14 protein-coding genes and 2 pseudogenes are annotated in these 14,116 nt (G+C 58.8%); 6 read left to right on the top strand and 10 right to left on the bottom strand.

Annotated elements, in window-relative coordinates:
* The first annotated feature begins 289 nt into the window (after positions 1–289).
* Positions 290–1,948 (top strand): methyl-accepting chemotaxis protein, encoded by a 1,659-nt coding sequence (locus tag PG883_RS20160; RefSeq protein ID WP_103260121.1) that lies wholly within the window; start codon positions 290–292, stop codon positions 1,946–1,948.
* Here the strand turns inward: PG883_RS20160 and PG883_RS20165 are convergent.
* The 3 genes and pseudogenes from PG883_RS20165 to PG883_RS20175 form a co-directional block, all read right to left on the bottom strand.
* A pseudogene (locus PG883_RS20165) lies at positions 1,948–2,217 on the bottom strand (transposase); the annotation flags it as partial. The gene PG883_RS20160 and the pseudogene PG883_RS20165 overlap by 1 nt on opposite strands.
* 65 nt (positions 2,218–2,282) lie before the next feature.
* Positions 2,283–2,618, bottom strand: a complete 336-nt coding sequence (locus PG883_RS20170; RefSeq protein ID WP_272804202.1) for a hypothetical protein — start codon at positions 2,616–2,618, stop codon at positions 2,283–2,285.
* 9 nt (positions 2,619–2,627) lie between these two features.
* Positions 2,628–2,885 (bottom strand): metal-sensing transcriptional repressor, encoded by a 258-nt coding sequence (locus tag PG883_RS20175; protein WP_019396551.1) that lies wholly within the window; start codon positions 2,883–2,885, stop codon positions 2,628–2,630.
* Positions 2,886–3,109: 224 nt separating this feature from the next.
* On the opposite strand from PG883_RS20175, the gene PG883_RS20180 reads away from it, so the two are divergent.
* The 5 genes from PG883_RS20180 to PG883_RS20200 all read left to right on the top strand — a co-directional run bounded on the left by PG883_RS20180 (position 3,110) and on the right by PG883_RS20200 (position 7,768).
* Positions 3,110–4,207 carry a cation diffusion facilitator family transporter gene (locus PG883_RS20180; protein WP_008786738.1) on the top strand — a complete coding sequence of 366 codons (1,098 nt, stop codon included), beginning with the start codon at positions 3,110–3,112 and terminating at the stop codon, positions 4,205–4,207.
* A 43-nt stretch (positions 4,208–4,250) separates the two neighbouring features.
* A complete protein-coding gene (locus PG883_RS20185) occupies positions 4,251–4,628 on the top strand; it encodes an ArsR/SmtB family transcription factor (protein ID WP_008786737.1) in 378 nt (125 codons plus the stop codon).
* Between the two features lie 785 nt (positions 4,629–5,413).
* The gene (locus PG883_RS20190; RefSeq protein ID WP_042025688.1) at positions 5,414–6,145 is read left to right on the top strand and encodes a nucleoside recognition domain-containing protein; all 732 of its coding nucleotides are present in this window, start codon (positions 5,414–5,416) and stop codon (positions 6,143–6,145) included.
* Positions 6,142–6,609, top strand: coding sequence for a YjiG family protein (locus tag PG883_RS20195; RefSeq protein WP_026457021.1), 468 nt, complete (start codon positions 6,142–6,144; stop codon positions 6,607–6,609). Before PG883_RS20190 ends, PG883_RS20195 begins: the two co-directional genes overlap by 4 nt.
* Before the next feature lie 34 nt (positions 6,610–6,643).
* Positions 6,644–7,768, top strand: coding sequence for a M20 family metallopeptidase (locus tag PG883_RS20200; RefSeq protein WP_210555960.1), 1,125 nt, complete (start codon positions 6,644–6,646; stop codon positions 7,766–7,768).
* A 67-nt stretch (positions 7,769–7,835) separates the two neighbouring features.
* Here PG883_RS20200 and PG883_RS20205 read toward each other — a convergent pair whose 3' ends face one another.
* The 7 genes and pseudogenes from PG883_RS20205 to PG883_RS20235 form a co-directional block, all read right to left on the bottom strand.
* The gene (locus PG883_RS20205; RefSeq protein WP_442866375.1) at positions 7,836–8,624 is read right to left on the bottom strand and encodes a substrate-binding periplasmic protein; all 789 of its coding nucleotides are present in this window, start codon (positions 8,622–8,624) and stop codon (positions 7,836–7,838) included.
* A gap of 59 nt (positions 8,625–8,683) precedes the next feature.
* Positions 8,684–9,745: pseudogene (locus tag PG883_RS20210) on the bottom strand (winged helix-turn-helix domain-containing protein); the annotation flags it as partial.
* A gap of 671 nt (positions 9,746–10,416) precedes the next feature.
* Positions 10,417–11,019, bottom strand: a complete 603-nt coding sequence (locus PG883_RS20215; protein WP_270682343.1) for a cold-shock protein — start codon at positions 11,017–11,019, stop codon at positions 10,417–10,419.
* Between the two features lie 108 nt (positions 11,020–11,127).
* Positions 11,128–12,231, bottom strand: coding sequence for a tyrosine-type recombinase/integrase (locus PG883_RS20220; RefSeq protein WP_270682340.1), 1,104 nt, complete (start codon positions 12,229–12,231; stop codon positions 11,128–11,130).
* Complete coding sequence (locus tag PG883_RS20225; RefSeq protein ID WP_270682338.1) at positions 12,228–12,524, bottom strand: hypothetical protein; 297 nt, start codon at positions 12,522–12,524, stop codon at positions 12,228–12,230. Before PG883_RS20225 ends, PG883_RS20220 begins: the two co-directional genes overlap by 4 nt.
* Before the next feature lie 233 nt (positions 12,525–12,757).
* Positions 12,758–13,048, bottom strand: a complete 291-nt coding sequence (locus PG883_RS20230; RefSeq protein ID WP_270807857.1) for a hypothetical protein — start codon at positions 13,046–13,048, stop codon at positions 12,758–12,760.
* Positions 13,049–13,489: 441 nt separating this feature from the next.
* A partial coding sequence (locus PG883_RS20235) for a methyl-accepting chemotaxis protein (RefSeq protein WP_270807858.1) occupies positions 13,490–14,116 on the bottom strand: 627 nt, incomplete at its 5' end.

A 14,116-nucleotide genomic window follows, 5' to 3' on the forward strand; every position in this document is an offset into this window, starting at 1 on the left:
GGTTACAGAGCGGTGATTTCGCGAAACATGGGCTTTTTCAGAGCTTCCTTAGCGTTACGATAAAGCTAGCATGGAAACGATAGGTGCAAGCAAGTTAAGGGTTGCATCGCGGATGTCAATCTAGGCTATAGCCTAGCCGGACAGCCTTCATGGCTTGTTTTTGATTTAAGTACTAAATTGCCCCAGACCATACGGCGAGAAGCCTTGAGGGGGAGCCTGACTCAAGATTTCAAATGAACCAGCCGATACAATGAAGGCACATTGATATGCCTAATAATGAGGTGAAGTAGTGAGTGATTGGCTAACCCGTTTTTCAATTAAAACCCGTCTCATCAGTTTGCTCATTCTGCTAGCTGCTACGGCTGCCGGCCTGACAATGGAGGGGCTTAACGGCATGCGCAGCAGCAATGCCGATATTAACCAGATGTACAACAACGTTCTGCTACCGCTCGATAAGCTTGGCGACCTCACCAATCACATGCACCATGCACGCACTCAGCTTTTGCTTGCTCTGCAACATCAGCCTGGTAGTGCGTTCGAAAAGGCACATGACCACCCCGCGAGCATGCATTTCGATGCTGTGGATAGAAGCGTAGGCAGCATGCGTGAGCGCCTTGCTGACTATCAGCGTATGCCAATGAGCAAAGAGCATCAGCGCTTGGCCACTGAACTGCAAAACAAGCTGTCTGATTATCTGGATAATGGTGTTCAACCGACGCTCAATGCAATGCGCCAAGGTGACTATGCGGGAGGGAATGCAATCCTGCTGAATCGCTTGCAACCTGCATTTATGACGACCTATGCCAGCGTGCGTAATCTGGTTGAGTCGGAGCAGGAGAGCGCCAATGCAAGCTACCAGCGCGCTAAAGAGAGCTTCGATCGTCTGGTTGTGATAATCGGTCTCACGCTAGTGGTTGCTCTGTTTCTGGCCACAGTCGTGGCTTTGGCTACTGTATCTGGCATCACAAAAGCTGTTCGCGAGCTTCAAGTCGGCGGTCAGCAGCTAGCTGATGGCAATTTGGGCTATCGAGTTACCTATCAGGGGCGTGATGAGCTGGGCGAAATCTCTAGCTCATTCAATGCAATGGCTTCGCGTTTTCACCACACCATTCAAGAGTTGGCGGGGGCTGTGGAGCAACTGGCAGCCGCAGCTGAGCAGACTGCTCAGATCAGCACTGAAACCAGTGACGGCATCCGCCGCCAGCAGTTGGAGACAGATCAGGTTGCTACTGCGATGAACGAAATGTCAGCTACTGTGCAGGATGTGGCTGGGAACGCGGCCAGTGCAGCAAGAGCAGCACAGGAAGCAGATCAGCAGTCGGAAAGTGGAAAGCTTGTTGTTCATCAAACAATCTCTTCTATCGACAGCCTAGCCAGTGAAGTTGAGCACGCGGCCACCGTTATCCATGAGCTTGAAGCAGACAGTGCTGGTATTAGCTCTGTGGTGGATGTCATTCGCAGCATCGCCGATCAAACCAATTTACTTGCCCTTAATGCGGCTATTGAAGCTGCAAGAGCTGGTGAGCAAGGGCGAGGCTTTGCTGTGGTGGCGGATGAGGTGCGCTCGCTTGCTTCGCGCACGCAACAGTCAACCAGCGAAATTCAGACCATGATTGAAAAACTGCAGGGCGGGGCAAATCGTGCTGTTGCGGTCATGCAAAGTAGTTGCACCAAAGCACAAGCTGGTAAACAACAGGTTGCCAGCGCAGGTCATATGCTGGATCAGATCAGTAACGCTGTTGCGATTATTAATGACATGAATGCCATGATTGCATCTGCCGCTGAGGAGCAAAGCTCTGTCGCGGAGGAGATCAATCGTAACGTTACTAGTGTCAGCCAGATTGCCGAGGAAACTAGCGAGGCTTCCCGTCAGAATGTTGCCACCAGTAAGCAACTATCTGCTCTGGCAACCCAACTTCAGCGTCTGGTGCATATGTTCCGTCTTTAGGCAAACTGACGCAGGATTGTAGTCTCGTACAGCGCCTCCTCCATCGCCGGGTCGCTGTAGCCGAACCAGTTCTGCATCAAATGCACGCACAACATCGCCATCAGCGGATAGGCTGGACTGCCGCCTTCACCCTTCGGGTAGTGCGGCTCGATCAAGGCGATCAAACCCTTCCACGGCACCACCTGATCCATCTCGATCAGGAACAACTCTTTGCGGGCCTGCTTGCGCTTGCCGGCATACTCGGCGTAGGCGAAGGTCATCTGCTTCATCGGAAAACTCGGCGGGTGGAATCCGGGTATTTTGCCAAAATCAGGAAGTCTTCTTCAGAGTTTCCTTAGCGTACGTTTTTCTCCGAATTCTGCGGGGTCCCCTGCCAGACCTCGGTGACGAAGGGCAGGCACAGCGCGACGGCCGCTCGCACGAGGTCCAGCGCCACGAGCAGCGAGCGCCGCGGGAGCCGGTCGGCGAAGGCCTGCGCGACCGGCGCGACCCCCGCGTAGGCCAGCATCTTGATGGCCAGCGCCGTCCCGAGCACCGCGCCTGCATCCGCGCCGGCCAGCTCGTAGGCCAGCAGGCCGAGCGCCACCGTCATCAGGCCGGTGCCGACGAGCGCGATCACCTGGGCGGTGAACAGGTGGCGGTAGGTGCGGTTATTCAGGACGGAGAGCATCGGACGGCCTCAGAGCAGTTTGGTCAGCGCCTTCATTTCGGTCAGAACGGAGTCCTCGTCATGGGACAGGCAGTGGTCGATGTGGTCGTGGATCAGGACGCGCTTGGCCGCCGTCACCGCGCTTTCCACCGCCGCGAGCTGGCGGGCGATGTCGAGGCAGGTTTCTCCCCCTTCGATCATCCCGATGACGTGCCGCAGATGCCCCTCGGCGCGCTTGAGCCGCTTCACCAGGTCGGGATGGGTGGTGTGCTTATGCATGTCTTCCATGCTGAAATCATATCCCCCCAGGGGGGATACTGCCACTGGATGTTAGATCAACGGCTGCTTGCCAGGCGGGGGGAATGGTCGCCGAGCCAGGCTAAGGCAATTGCCCGGAGCGGCATCCCGGCCGTGGTGAGACGCGAACACAAATGTGTACAACAATTCACATGAGAACATGTTCATGTGTTATATTTTGAGCCACAGTCAAAGACCCAGTTTCCCGAGGCCCCATGTCCCAATCCCACGCACATGACCATGGTCACGATCACGACCATGATCATGACCACACCCCGACCGTGACCAGCGCCAACGAGCGCAAGGTCCTGCTGTCCTTTTTCCTGATCTTCGGCTTCATGGTCGTGGAGGCCGTCGGAGGCGTGCTGTCGGGCTCGCTGGCCTTGCTGGCCGACGCGGGCCACATGCTGACCGACGCCGCGGCGCTCGCACTGGCCTACGCAGCATTCCGGTTCGGCCGCCGCGCGGCCGACAGCAAGCGCACCTTCGGCTACCTGCGCTTCGAGGTCATCGCCGGTTTCCTGAACGCCGTGACCCTGTTCGCGATCGTCGCTTGGATCGCCTACGAGGCGTGGGAGCGGCTGCAGGCGCCGCCCGTGATCCTGGCCGGCCCGATGATGATCGTCGCCGTGCTCGGCCTGCTGGTGAACGTGCTCGTGCTGTGGATCATGACCCGCGGAGAGACCGATCACGTCAACGTGAAGGGGGCCATCCTGCACGTGATGGGCGACCTGCTCGGCTCGGTCGGCGCCATCGTCGCTGCGATCGTCATCTACCTCACGGGCTGGACGCCGATCGATCCCATCCTGTCGGTCCTGGTCGCGGCGCTGATCCTGCGCAGCGCATGGAAGCTGCTCGCCAAGTCGATCCACATCCTGCTGGAAGGCGCGCCGGAGGATGCTTCGCCGGAGAAGGTGGAGCAAGGCCTGATGGGCGCCGTGCCGGGCCTGGCGGCCGTCAGCCACGTTCACGTGTGGCAGCTCACCTCCGGGCGCACGATGGCCACGCTGCACGTTCGCCCCAACGTGGACGAGGAAGCACGCGCCGTGGTCAAGCGCGTCGAAGCGGTGCTTCGAGAGCAATTCAGCATCGAACACGCCACGGTCGGGATCGACTGGAACTCGGGCACCGACGAGAACGTCTGCAGCTTGCAGCCCACGTCGGAGCGTCAGGACCACAGCGGCCACGATCACAGCGGTCATGACCACAGCGGGCACGACCACAGCGGCCATGATCATGGCAATCACAAGCATGGCGGCGGGCACAGCCACGGCCATGACCACGACCATTCCGCTCCTGGTCACAGGCATTGAGGCCGCGCGAGCCGGCTCGCACTCCACTTGAGGATTTGCATCCATGACGTCCCGCAAAACCACCAGCGCCGACACCGCGCAATGCTCGACCACCAGCCACGACGCGGCGACCGATGCCCTCGCAATGTCGCAAAGTGACGTCGCTGTTCTGGCCGAGACCTTCCGCCTGCTGGGCGACCAATCGCGATTGAAGATCCTGCTGCAGTGCATGCATGGCTCGGTCGCCGTGGGGGACATCGCCGAAGCGCTCGACCTGTCGCAGTCTCTGGTCAGCCATCACCTGCGGCTGCTGCGCGGTGCGCGCCTCGTGCGCGGCGAACGCCAAGCCAAGCACATCTTCTACAGCATCGCGGACCAGCACGTCAGCCAGGTGCTGCAGGACATGGCGGTCCACATTTCCGAGGACAAAGCCGACGACTGACCAGGCCCAAGCACCCAGGCGAATGGCAGGTTGCGAGGCGCCGGTACCCACGCCGCCGGTTAGCCTCAAGGACGTCCTCGATGCGGCCTGGGCGCAACACCCTGAATCGCGGGCCCTGCCTGGGCGCCGGGATGCCGCGCAGGCACAGCAATGGGCGGCGGCAGCTTGGACGCCTGAGCCTCCCGCGCTCGCAATCACCCACAAGACCGACCGGTTCAACCGCACAACGGCACTCGTGAGCTGGATGTCGGAGTGGCCACAGCGACGACGCGGGGTTTTCCCACCACCTTGTCCATGCAGCCTGCCCGCTAGGGCAACCCAAAGGGCTTGACCTTGCCTTCGTTGTAACGCCTAGCCTCCACACAAATTTCTGCAGAGCGCTTCGGAAGGGCCGGAGTCCTGCATCCAAGAAAGGGGCACTTCGGGGTTCTAGGGATTTTCCGTCCAAATGCGACATTCAGACTGCTAAGTGATTGATTTATTGTGACTGGCTATGTGAAGCGCCAAAAAAGTAATACCCCTCTGGAGGCCGCGGACGGCGTGGCCTCCAGAGCACTTTGTCGTTTTTGGACGGAAAATCCCTAGAACCCCATACCGCCCGCATAACACTGCCATTCAAAAATCCCTGTAAAAACCGGATTTTTATCCATCAAAGCAACGATCGCCATCACATAAACCACAACAAACACCAAAGACAGTGCGCCAGTTTGACCGCCATCAATTTACTGACGATTGCATCATTCATACTGCGAGCGATTAAATATTTATTCAGATGGAGCTAAATCATGACTGACAAATCACGCTCGGTAACGATAGGCAGTTACCTGGCACTGGCGTTCGCCATCGTCTTCTTTTCGGGACTGTTGCAGTCCAACCAGTGGTACGGAGTGTTCGACTTCACCACACTGAACGGTTCGTTCGGCACCATGGTACAGAGCGTCAGCGAGAACGGCGACGGCCTCAAGACTGCCATGACCGACATGCGCGGCAAGGGGGGCAACGGCGCCCGCGACGGCTTCCTGTTTGCCCTGACCCTGATCCCCACCGTGATGTTCGCCCTCGGCATGATCAATGTGCTGGAACACTACGGCGCCCTGGATGCCGCCCGCAAGCTGCTGACCCCGCTGCTGCGCCCGCTGATGGGGATCCCTGGCAACACGGGCCTGGCGCTGATCGCCTCCCTGCAGAGTACCGATGCCGGCGCCGCCATGACCCGCCAGCTCAAGGATGAAGGGCTCATCACCAAGCGCGAGACCGACGTCTTCACCATGTTCCAGTTCTCCGCCGGTGCCACCATAGTCAACTTTTTCTCCTCCGGCGCCGTGCTGTTCACCCTGACCCTGGCCGATGGCAGCCCGGCGGTCAGCTCCTCCATCGGTCTCGCCGTGGTGGTGATGTTTGCCTTCAAATTTGTCGGAGCCAACCTGTTTCGGGTCTACCTCAACCTGACCGAAGGCAAAAACAGCGACAACACCCAGCACGCCACGACCCCCAGCACTCAGGAGCAAGCCAAATGAGCCAGGCCAACGTCAAGAAACCCATCGTCACCGATATCTTCGTCGAAGGGGCCAAGAAGGGATGGGTCATTGCCACCACCTCCACCGTCCCCAACGTGCTGATGGCCTTCGTCATCATCAAGGCGCTGCAGATCACCGGCGCCCTGGACGCCATGGGGGCCATCTTCTCCCCCATCATGGCGGTGTTCGGTCTGCCCGGTGAGGCAGCTGCAGTGCTGATCGGCGCCTGGATGTCCATGGGCGGCGCGGTCGGCGTGGTCATTACCCTGTTCGATCAGGGGATCCTCAACGGTACCCACATCGCCATCCTGGCCCCCGCCATCTACCTGATGGGCTCCCAGGTGCAGTACATGGGCCGCATCCTCGGCTGCATCGGCACCGAAGGGCGCTACATCCCCATCATGGTCGCCATCTCAGTGCTCAACGCCTTCGGCGCCATGTTGGTGATGAACATCCTTCTCTGACCCTTTTCGTACAACCACACAAGTGGAGCAACCGATGACTTTTTCTCTGGATGAATACCTGGCCGAGCTGGCCCCTCTCATCAACCTGGATTGCGGCTCATTGCACCAACCTGGCATAACCGCAGTGGCTGATCTGATGGCCGCCAAATACGAGGCCATGGGTGGCTGGCACATCAAGCGGGTCGACTGCGGGGTAGCCGGGGTGGGACTGGAAATTCGCAACCAGCCTGATGCCGAGCAGATCGATGTGATGTTGATTGGCCATATGGACACCGTCTTCCCCCTCGGCACCGCCGCCGCCCGCCCGCTGAGCGTCGATGGCGAGCGGGCCTACGGTCCCGGCGTCTCCGACATGAAATCCGGCCTGCTCAACATCGTCCATGCCCTGCGCGCCCTGCCCCGCGAAGTGCGCGACAGCCTGAGCATCTGCGTCTGCATGAACCCGGACGAAGAGATTGGCTCCCTGCACTCCAGCGACTGGCTGGCCTCGGTGGCCAAACAGGCCCGTCAGGTGCTAGTGGCCGAAGCAGCCCGTGCCGACGGATCCTTGGTCAAAGCGCGCAAGGGGATGGCTCGCTATCGCCTCGATTTCACCGGCAAGGCGGCCCACGCGGGCAACGAGCCGCAGAAGGGGCGCAGCGCCATCACCGAGCTGGGTCACTGGATCCTGGCCATCAATGCCCTCACCAACTTCGAGAGCGGCACCACCCTCAACATCGGCATCGTCGAGGGGGGCAATGGCGCCAACATAGTGCCGGCCCATGCCAGCGCAGTCGTGGACGTGCGCTTCTGGGACAATCAGGAGTACAGCCAGGTCAACGACCGGCTGCTGACCCTGGCCGAGCGCCCTCATCTGGAAGGGGTCACCATCAAGCTGACTCGCGAGGCCCACAAGCCGGCCATGGTGCCGTCAGAAGGCACCAAGGCCCTGATGGCCATCGTGGAAGAGTGTGGTCAAGAGCTGGGTCTGCCCATCCGCTGGCAAGAGGTCGGTGGCGGCTCGGATGCCAACCTGACCGCCGCCCTCGGCATTCCGACCCTGGACGGTCTGGGCCCTATCGGCGCCGGTTTCCACAGTGACGAGGAGTATCTGGATCTGGCGAGCATTGCCCCGCGCATCGAGCTGCTGGTGAAGGTGCTGACCCGCCTGGCCGCGTGATATCCCCATCCATGGCCAAGGCCAGCCGGTTTGCACCGGCTGGCCTTTTTTATATCCGGCGACGCCGTCACTCCAGCGGCGGCAGAAACTTCGCCATCACCTTGCCGGTATGCCCCTCCTCCTCAAAGGCCACCAGCGTCTTATCCAGCTGAGTAATGAGCTCCTGAGCCCGCGGCGATACCTTGCTCACCATCAGGTAGAATCCCTTGCGATTGGGTAGGCGCAGATGGGTCAAACCGGGTTCACTCTGGTAGATGCCAAGGCTGAGGCCGCTTAGCAACGGCTCGACCGAGTTTGGCAGAAAATCGCAGCGCCCCCGCGCCAGCAGGTCGAGAGCCTGCTGCAGCCGCTTGACCCGCCGCAGCTTCTTGTTGATGCCATAGGGGGCATAGTTGTAGCCAAGCAGTCCGCACATCCGGCCGCGGCTGGCCACCTCCAGATCCGGCGCCTCGGGGAAGCGGCGCTTGAGGTAGAAGAGACCGAGGCGGGTGTGATAGAGGGGAACACTGTAGTAAACATGGGCCGCCAGCTCCGGCTTGTAGCTGGCATCCCAGGTCAGCTCGCACAGGCCGTTTTGGCCATAGTCGACCAGCTCCTGCTTGACCCTGGCCCATGGCAGGTAGCGGATCTGGGGAGACAAACCATTCTGGCGCAGGGCATCGAGCACCAGGGTCGCCGCCGCCCCGGTCAGCCGTTCGGGTTCCGGCACGCCGTTGTGGCGCACCCAATAAGTGTAGGGAGGCCATTCACTGCCATTGCCGAGGCAGATCCGCACCGGCGCGTCACTCTCCTGTGCCGAGGCGACCGGCATCAACATGGCAAGGATCATGCCCGACAACAGCCAGAATCCCTTCATCCCTCTTCCTCCATGTGCCAATCTCCTGAGTGCAGAGCGTCTTGCCCTCTGTGCTACCCTCACAGCCCGTGCTCCGGGCGCCATAGCGCCAACAGGAGGGGCGGAATATCGCCATAGGCCAGGGTCGGCGTCTGGTGCCACTGCGCCAGCTTTTGCAGCGCCTTCCCCAGCTCCCCTGCCAGGGTGCGGGTCACCCTGACCCCAGCCTCCAGATAGAGGTTCTTTATCTCGAAGATCCCCTGCTGGCGATGGGCCTTGGCATCCATCCGGCCCACCAGTTTGCCGCAATGCAGCAGCGGCAGCACGAAGTAGCCGTACTGGCGCTTGTGCGCCGGGGTATAGCACTCGATGCGGTAGTCGAACTCGAATAGCTCGCGGGCCCGCCTGCGATCCCACACCAGAGGATCAAAGGGCGACAAGGCCGTGGTATGGGTCGCCCTGAGGGTGCCCCCCTGCGCCTTGACCAGCTCGTCAGCCAGCGAGGCGTGGACGAAGGCGCCGTGCTGCCATCCCTCCACCCGCACCGGAAACAGCTCTCCTTCGTCGGCCAGTTGATGGAGCAGGGCATCGTATTTGCCGCGTCGCAGCCGGTAATAGTCGGCCACCCAGCCGGCCTTGACCAGCCCCAGCGCCCGGCAGCTGGCACGCACCATCTCTCGCTGCGCCGTCTCCGGGCTCGGCAGATCCCGCTCGTCGCACCAGCCGGGCATGACCCGCTCTGCCAAATCATAGACCCGCTGGAAGTTGCGCCGCTCGCGCACCATCAGGCGCCCCGCGGTGAAGAGCACCTCGAGATGACGCTTCTCCGGCTTCCAGTCCCACCAGCCGTTGCCCTTCTCTCCCTGGCGGGCAAAGTCGGCTGCTCGCACCGGCCCCTGCTGGCGGATCTGCTCGAGTAGCCGGTCAATGTCCTGCTGATGGGTGGCGAGCCAGTGGGCCGAAAACTTCCAGCCCATGGCGGCAGGATCCAGCATGCGATGGCGCAGCAGCCGGTAATCCTCCCGGGGCACGAAGCAGGCCTCGTGGGCCCAGTATTCGAAGAGGTCGCCCTCGGCCAGCAGCCGCTCCAGCCAGACGGGATCGTAGTGGCCGAGGCGGCTGAACAGCACCAGGTAGGGGTTCTAGGGATTTTCCGTCCAAATGCGACATTCAGACTGCTAAGTGATTGATTTATTGTGACTGGCTATGTGAAGCGCCAAAAAAGTAATACCCCTCTGGAGGCCGCGGACGGCGTGGCCTCCAGAGCACTTTGTCGTTTTTGGACGGAAAATCCCTAGAACCCCGCATAGGTAGATCAGTCATACCCTCGCTACCGTGGGGCTGGCAGTTGGCATTGGCCAAAAGTCGGTCGTGCTCACCGTAACGGACGGTCAGGGTGAAGGCCTGCGTGTAATTGGCAACTCGGCACCGAGGTCTACGGGTGAGCGTCGCCACGGTGAAGAAGATAAAAAGAATAGGTTGAGATCCTGATAGAGCTGCCTATCGAGATGGCCTTTGCCCTCTATCGCCGCCCTGGGACAGCGGATGAGCTGAACCCCGCCTAATCATATTGCGATATTGATGCTTCATATTTTCGATATGATGGTCTTCTGGGAGCCAGACCGCTGTATCTGGTCGATGTCCACGGAGGAAATAATGGTAAATCTGGGGCAACGCTCACCGTGGCCCCATCATATCCACAATTCGATTCATCATATTGCTGTTTTGATTTGCTCTTTCGCGCATCGCACTGCACCGGTGACCTGCCTATCGTGTCGGGGCCCTTGTACTCAAGGGACAACAAGGCAGGCGATCACTGGCCGAACTGCGCCTCGCAGGGTTCGCCGTCGTGATTACCATCTAGCTTGGTGTTCGGGCAGTTGTCGAGGAAGAACTGCGCCTCCTCCAAACTTTGCATCTGGCTGCAAAATTGCCGCCCATCGCAACGGAATCGGCTGGTTGCGACATCTACCCTGACTTCCTGCTGCTCATCCCCGCCGCTTGAGTTGGCCTGGCTCACCTGCGCGATGGGGTGCGACCCATGGCCGGACAGAAATGGCTTGGCTGCCAAGTAGCCGCCCGCCAGCAACGCCACACTCATCAGCAACGAGGTAAACCTCGGGCGTGATGAACGCGGCTTAGGACGACGCTGAGCCTGGGGCGTGCTCGGCGCTCGATGTGGATGGAGGACTCTGGGCGGCACACTGCTACCGGCCCGGCGCACCGACTCGGCTCTGGGGCGGCCATCGCGCCCGGCCCCAATCTCAAAGCTCAAGCTCTCATTGAGCCGCGGCGGCACACCATCTCGGGGGAAGGCCGAGATATGGACGAAATACTCCTTCTGATCCATGTCGCATCGCACGAACCCAAAGCCCTTGTCGCCGTTCCAGCGCACCAATGTTCCCTTAACCGCCATGTCTGCAATCCTTCTTATCGGCACCCATTGTGGTGCCTCTGTGTTGTTGGCTTCGGCCTGCTGTCGTCCGCATTGTCATTGTCCTTGCGGTACATCCACGCCGTTCTACTAGCTCCGGTTGGCACGACGCTTGGCCATCGCGCCTTCCTCAGCAAAGATGCTTCGGCAATATCTCATCACCATCACTTCACTTTTCCAACGACCGGACATCATGATCTTCAAGGCATTTTCACCGGATGCAGCGAGGTCTTGCGCGGCCCCAACTCGGCATGAGTGAGCAGTAAATGGCGGGATACCCAACTCCTCCACTGCTAGCACGGTCGAGGCACGGGTGAAGATCCGTAGAACAGTGGAGTAGCCCAGGTGCCTCACCCTTTTGACTGAACAGCCTTCTGGGTTGATGCCAGCAAACAGCGGATCATCGAGCTTGGTATCGAACACCCGCCCCGCCAGGCTGAAATACTCGCGGATCAACCGCATGGCTTGCCGGGAAAGGATGGTTACGTCAGGATCGCCCGATACATTGGTTTTGCTTAGCGGGATGGTGAGCACCGCGCTGCCATCGGGCTTCATCGTCAGGTGGTTGAGCTTGACCCGAGCCACCTCCGCCGCCCGCAGAAGGGTCTCGTAAGCCAGGGTCAGCAAGGCCAGATCCCGCCGGTCGGCCAGAACCGGGCTGTTTCCCCACATCCTGTCGAGTTCGTCCAGATGGTATTCGCGCAGCGGGGTAGCCTGCTTAATGGTTTCGCCATTTAACACCTTGTCGCGGGTATAATCACCCAGCATGTTCCGTATCGTGCGGTCAGCGGTCGGATCGGGGCATCCGCACTCCTGGTGAATGCGGGAGATGGCCCAGCGGTCCATGCCGAGTGTGTTCCTGTGTTTGTCCAGGGCTCGCTGTGAGAGATAACGCTTTACCGTCTCCAGTTCCGCTGGGAGTGAGGTCAGCTCCTTTTCACGACACCACGCCTCGAACTGGAACCACATGCAGCGGAGTTGCCGGGCGGTGCGGGTGGCGCGGTTTTCCAGATGGCTGATAAACTCGCGCATGAAGCGACTTATCGTGATCTGGACGTTGGGATCCTGCTCCAGCCGGACCCCACGCAACCACCCTTGGCGCATCAGGGTACTCAGATCGTCGGGCCGCATCTGGTCCCAAGCCAGTTGCAGCGGGCCCCCCGAGCTGTTATCAGTCAGAACCAACTCGTTCATACCGACTCCTGCTGGGCGTAGTAGAGCGAGCGAAAATACTGCTGCTGGCTGGGGGTGCAGGCGCGAAAGCTGGCGAACCGGCCACCCTTGACCACCAACTCATCAAATCTGCCGTCGCTATCGCGGTAATAGACCCGGCGCAAACCGATCCCACCGTTCAGGTGGAGTTGCAACCAGGTGACCACCTCATCGGCCTGATTGGTCACCGAGGCGAACCCGGTCTCATTCCGGTCTATCAGCACGATCATGGTGTCACTGATCTCGTAGGTATCGAACCCGCAGCGTAAACTCATAGATTAGTCCTCATTTAGCCCCCATATTTCATATGACATATAACCTTCATTATACACCATATGAAACGGTCTATAAAAGGGTATCATTCCCAACACCCTTAGCGTATCAATCTTTAGATTACTGGTCGTACCACCAAGACACTGATGGCGTCTTGAGAAGTAAGAACCAGCAAAGGCCGCACAATGTCAGATGGCATACATTGGCTGCTCTGGTTTGAACCCAAAAAGGGGCGCTAAAAAAGCGACCAGGCTGGGCTGTCGTCAAGTTCGATCCGCACCACCAGTTCAAGTGGCCCGTGGTAAGTGTGGCCATCGTCATCGTCCAGCACTTTACAGATCCCGGCGTCTTCATCGACAGAGATCACCACACCTTCTCCGTAGTCAACCCGGTCTATCGGGTACCAAACCCGCTGGCCAATCCAATCCTCTTTCATGTGCTTCTCCTCATCATCCTGACACAATCCATCAAACTGCAAATCTGAACAATCATATCGCCAATTTGATTGGCTCAACTTGGCGGCCATTCTTCTATTTAATACCGGCACCTTTATCCATGGTCAGAACTCATCTTTCGACATTCGTGCCGTTGGCGCATTTCCGTTAATTACGCCATATAGGGTAACGGTATAACCTTGGCCAATGACCTGCCCCGCATCCGTCATGCGTTCCTCTAAACGATGTGGCGCAAATTTATTCATTTCGCCGGTAATAAGGTCTTGGAAGCGGATCTCATACTCGCCTGGTGTAAGCTGTTTAGCAGTGAATGAGCCTAATGGGGGGAACCGCAGAATTCGGAAAAAATCGTACGCTAAGCTAACGGTGTTCTCGTGACAGCTCTTTGACTAGGCCTTTCTAAGGCCATTCTGATAGCCCTGACTTCCTGAAAAGCCATGGCTAAAATTTGTGCGGCTAAAAGGGATAACCGATGGTAAAGTAAGTTATCCCTGTCGAGATACTGAAAAGCGTTATCCTCGTTTTTCCCAAAACTGTTTTGCCAGTTCGCTCAGAGCGCTAGTTAACTGAGCGACAGATTTCGCACTTTGCAAATTATTCTGCCCGGTCTGTACATTGGTATCAGCAGCATCGCGTATATTGATAATACTGCGGTTTATGTCTTCACTTACTGCTCCCTGCTGCTCGACCGCAGTCGCTATTTGCGCGTTCATGTCGGTAATTTCGTTAACGCGTTGGCCAATTCCATCAAGAGCTGTAGCTGCTTCCTCTGCGTGAGCTACACTCGTGTGCGCTTGCCGACCACTTTGCTCCATGACTGTAACAGCGGATTGCGCTCGCTCTTGTAGAGCGCTGATCATGCTTTGAATATCCGTTGTCGATTGCTGGGTGCGAGCAGCAAGACTGCGAACCTCATCGGCGACAACAGCAAAACCACGCCCCTGCTCACCAGCACGCGCGGCCTCAATTGCTGCGTTGAGTGCCAACAAATTCGTTTGATCGGCGATCCCTCGTATAACGTCAAGAATTTTTGATATCTCGTTACTTTGACCTTCAAGCTCATGAATAACCTGAGCGGCTTGCCTAATTTCACCTTCAAGGGCAGTGATTGACTGGCTTGTGTGGGCTACCAGACGCTG

This window comes from Aeromonas sp. QDB25 (assembly GCF_027707725.1).
GTDB classification, from domain to species: domain Bacteria; phylum Pseudomonadota; class Gammaproteobacteria; order Enterobacterales; family Aeromonadaceae; genus Aeromonas; species Aeromonas caviae.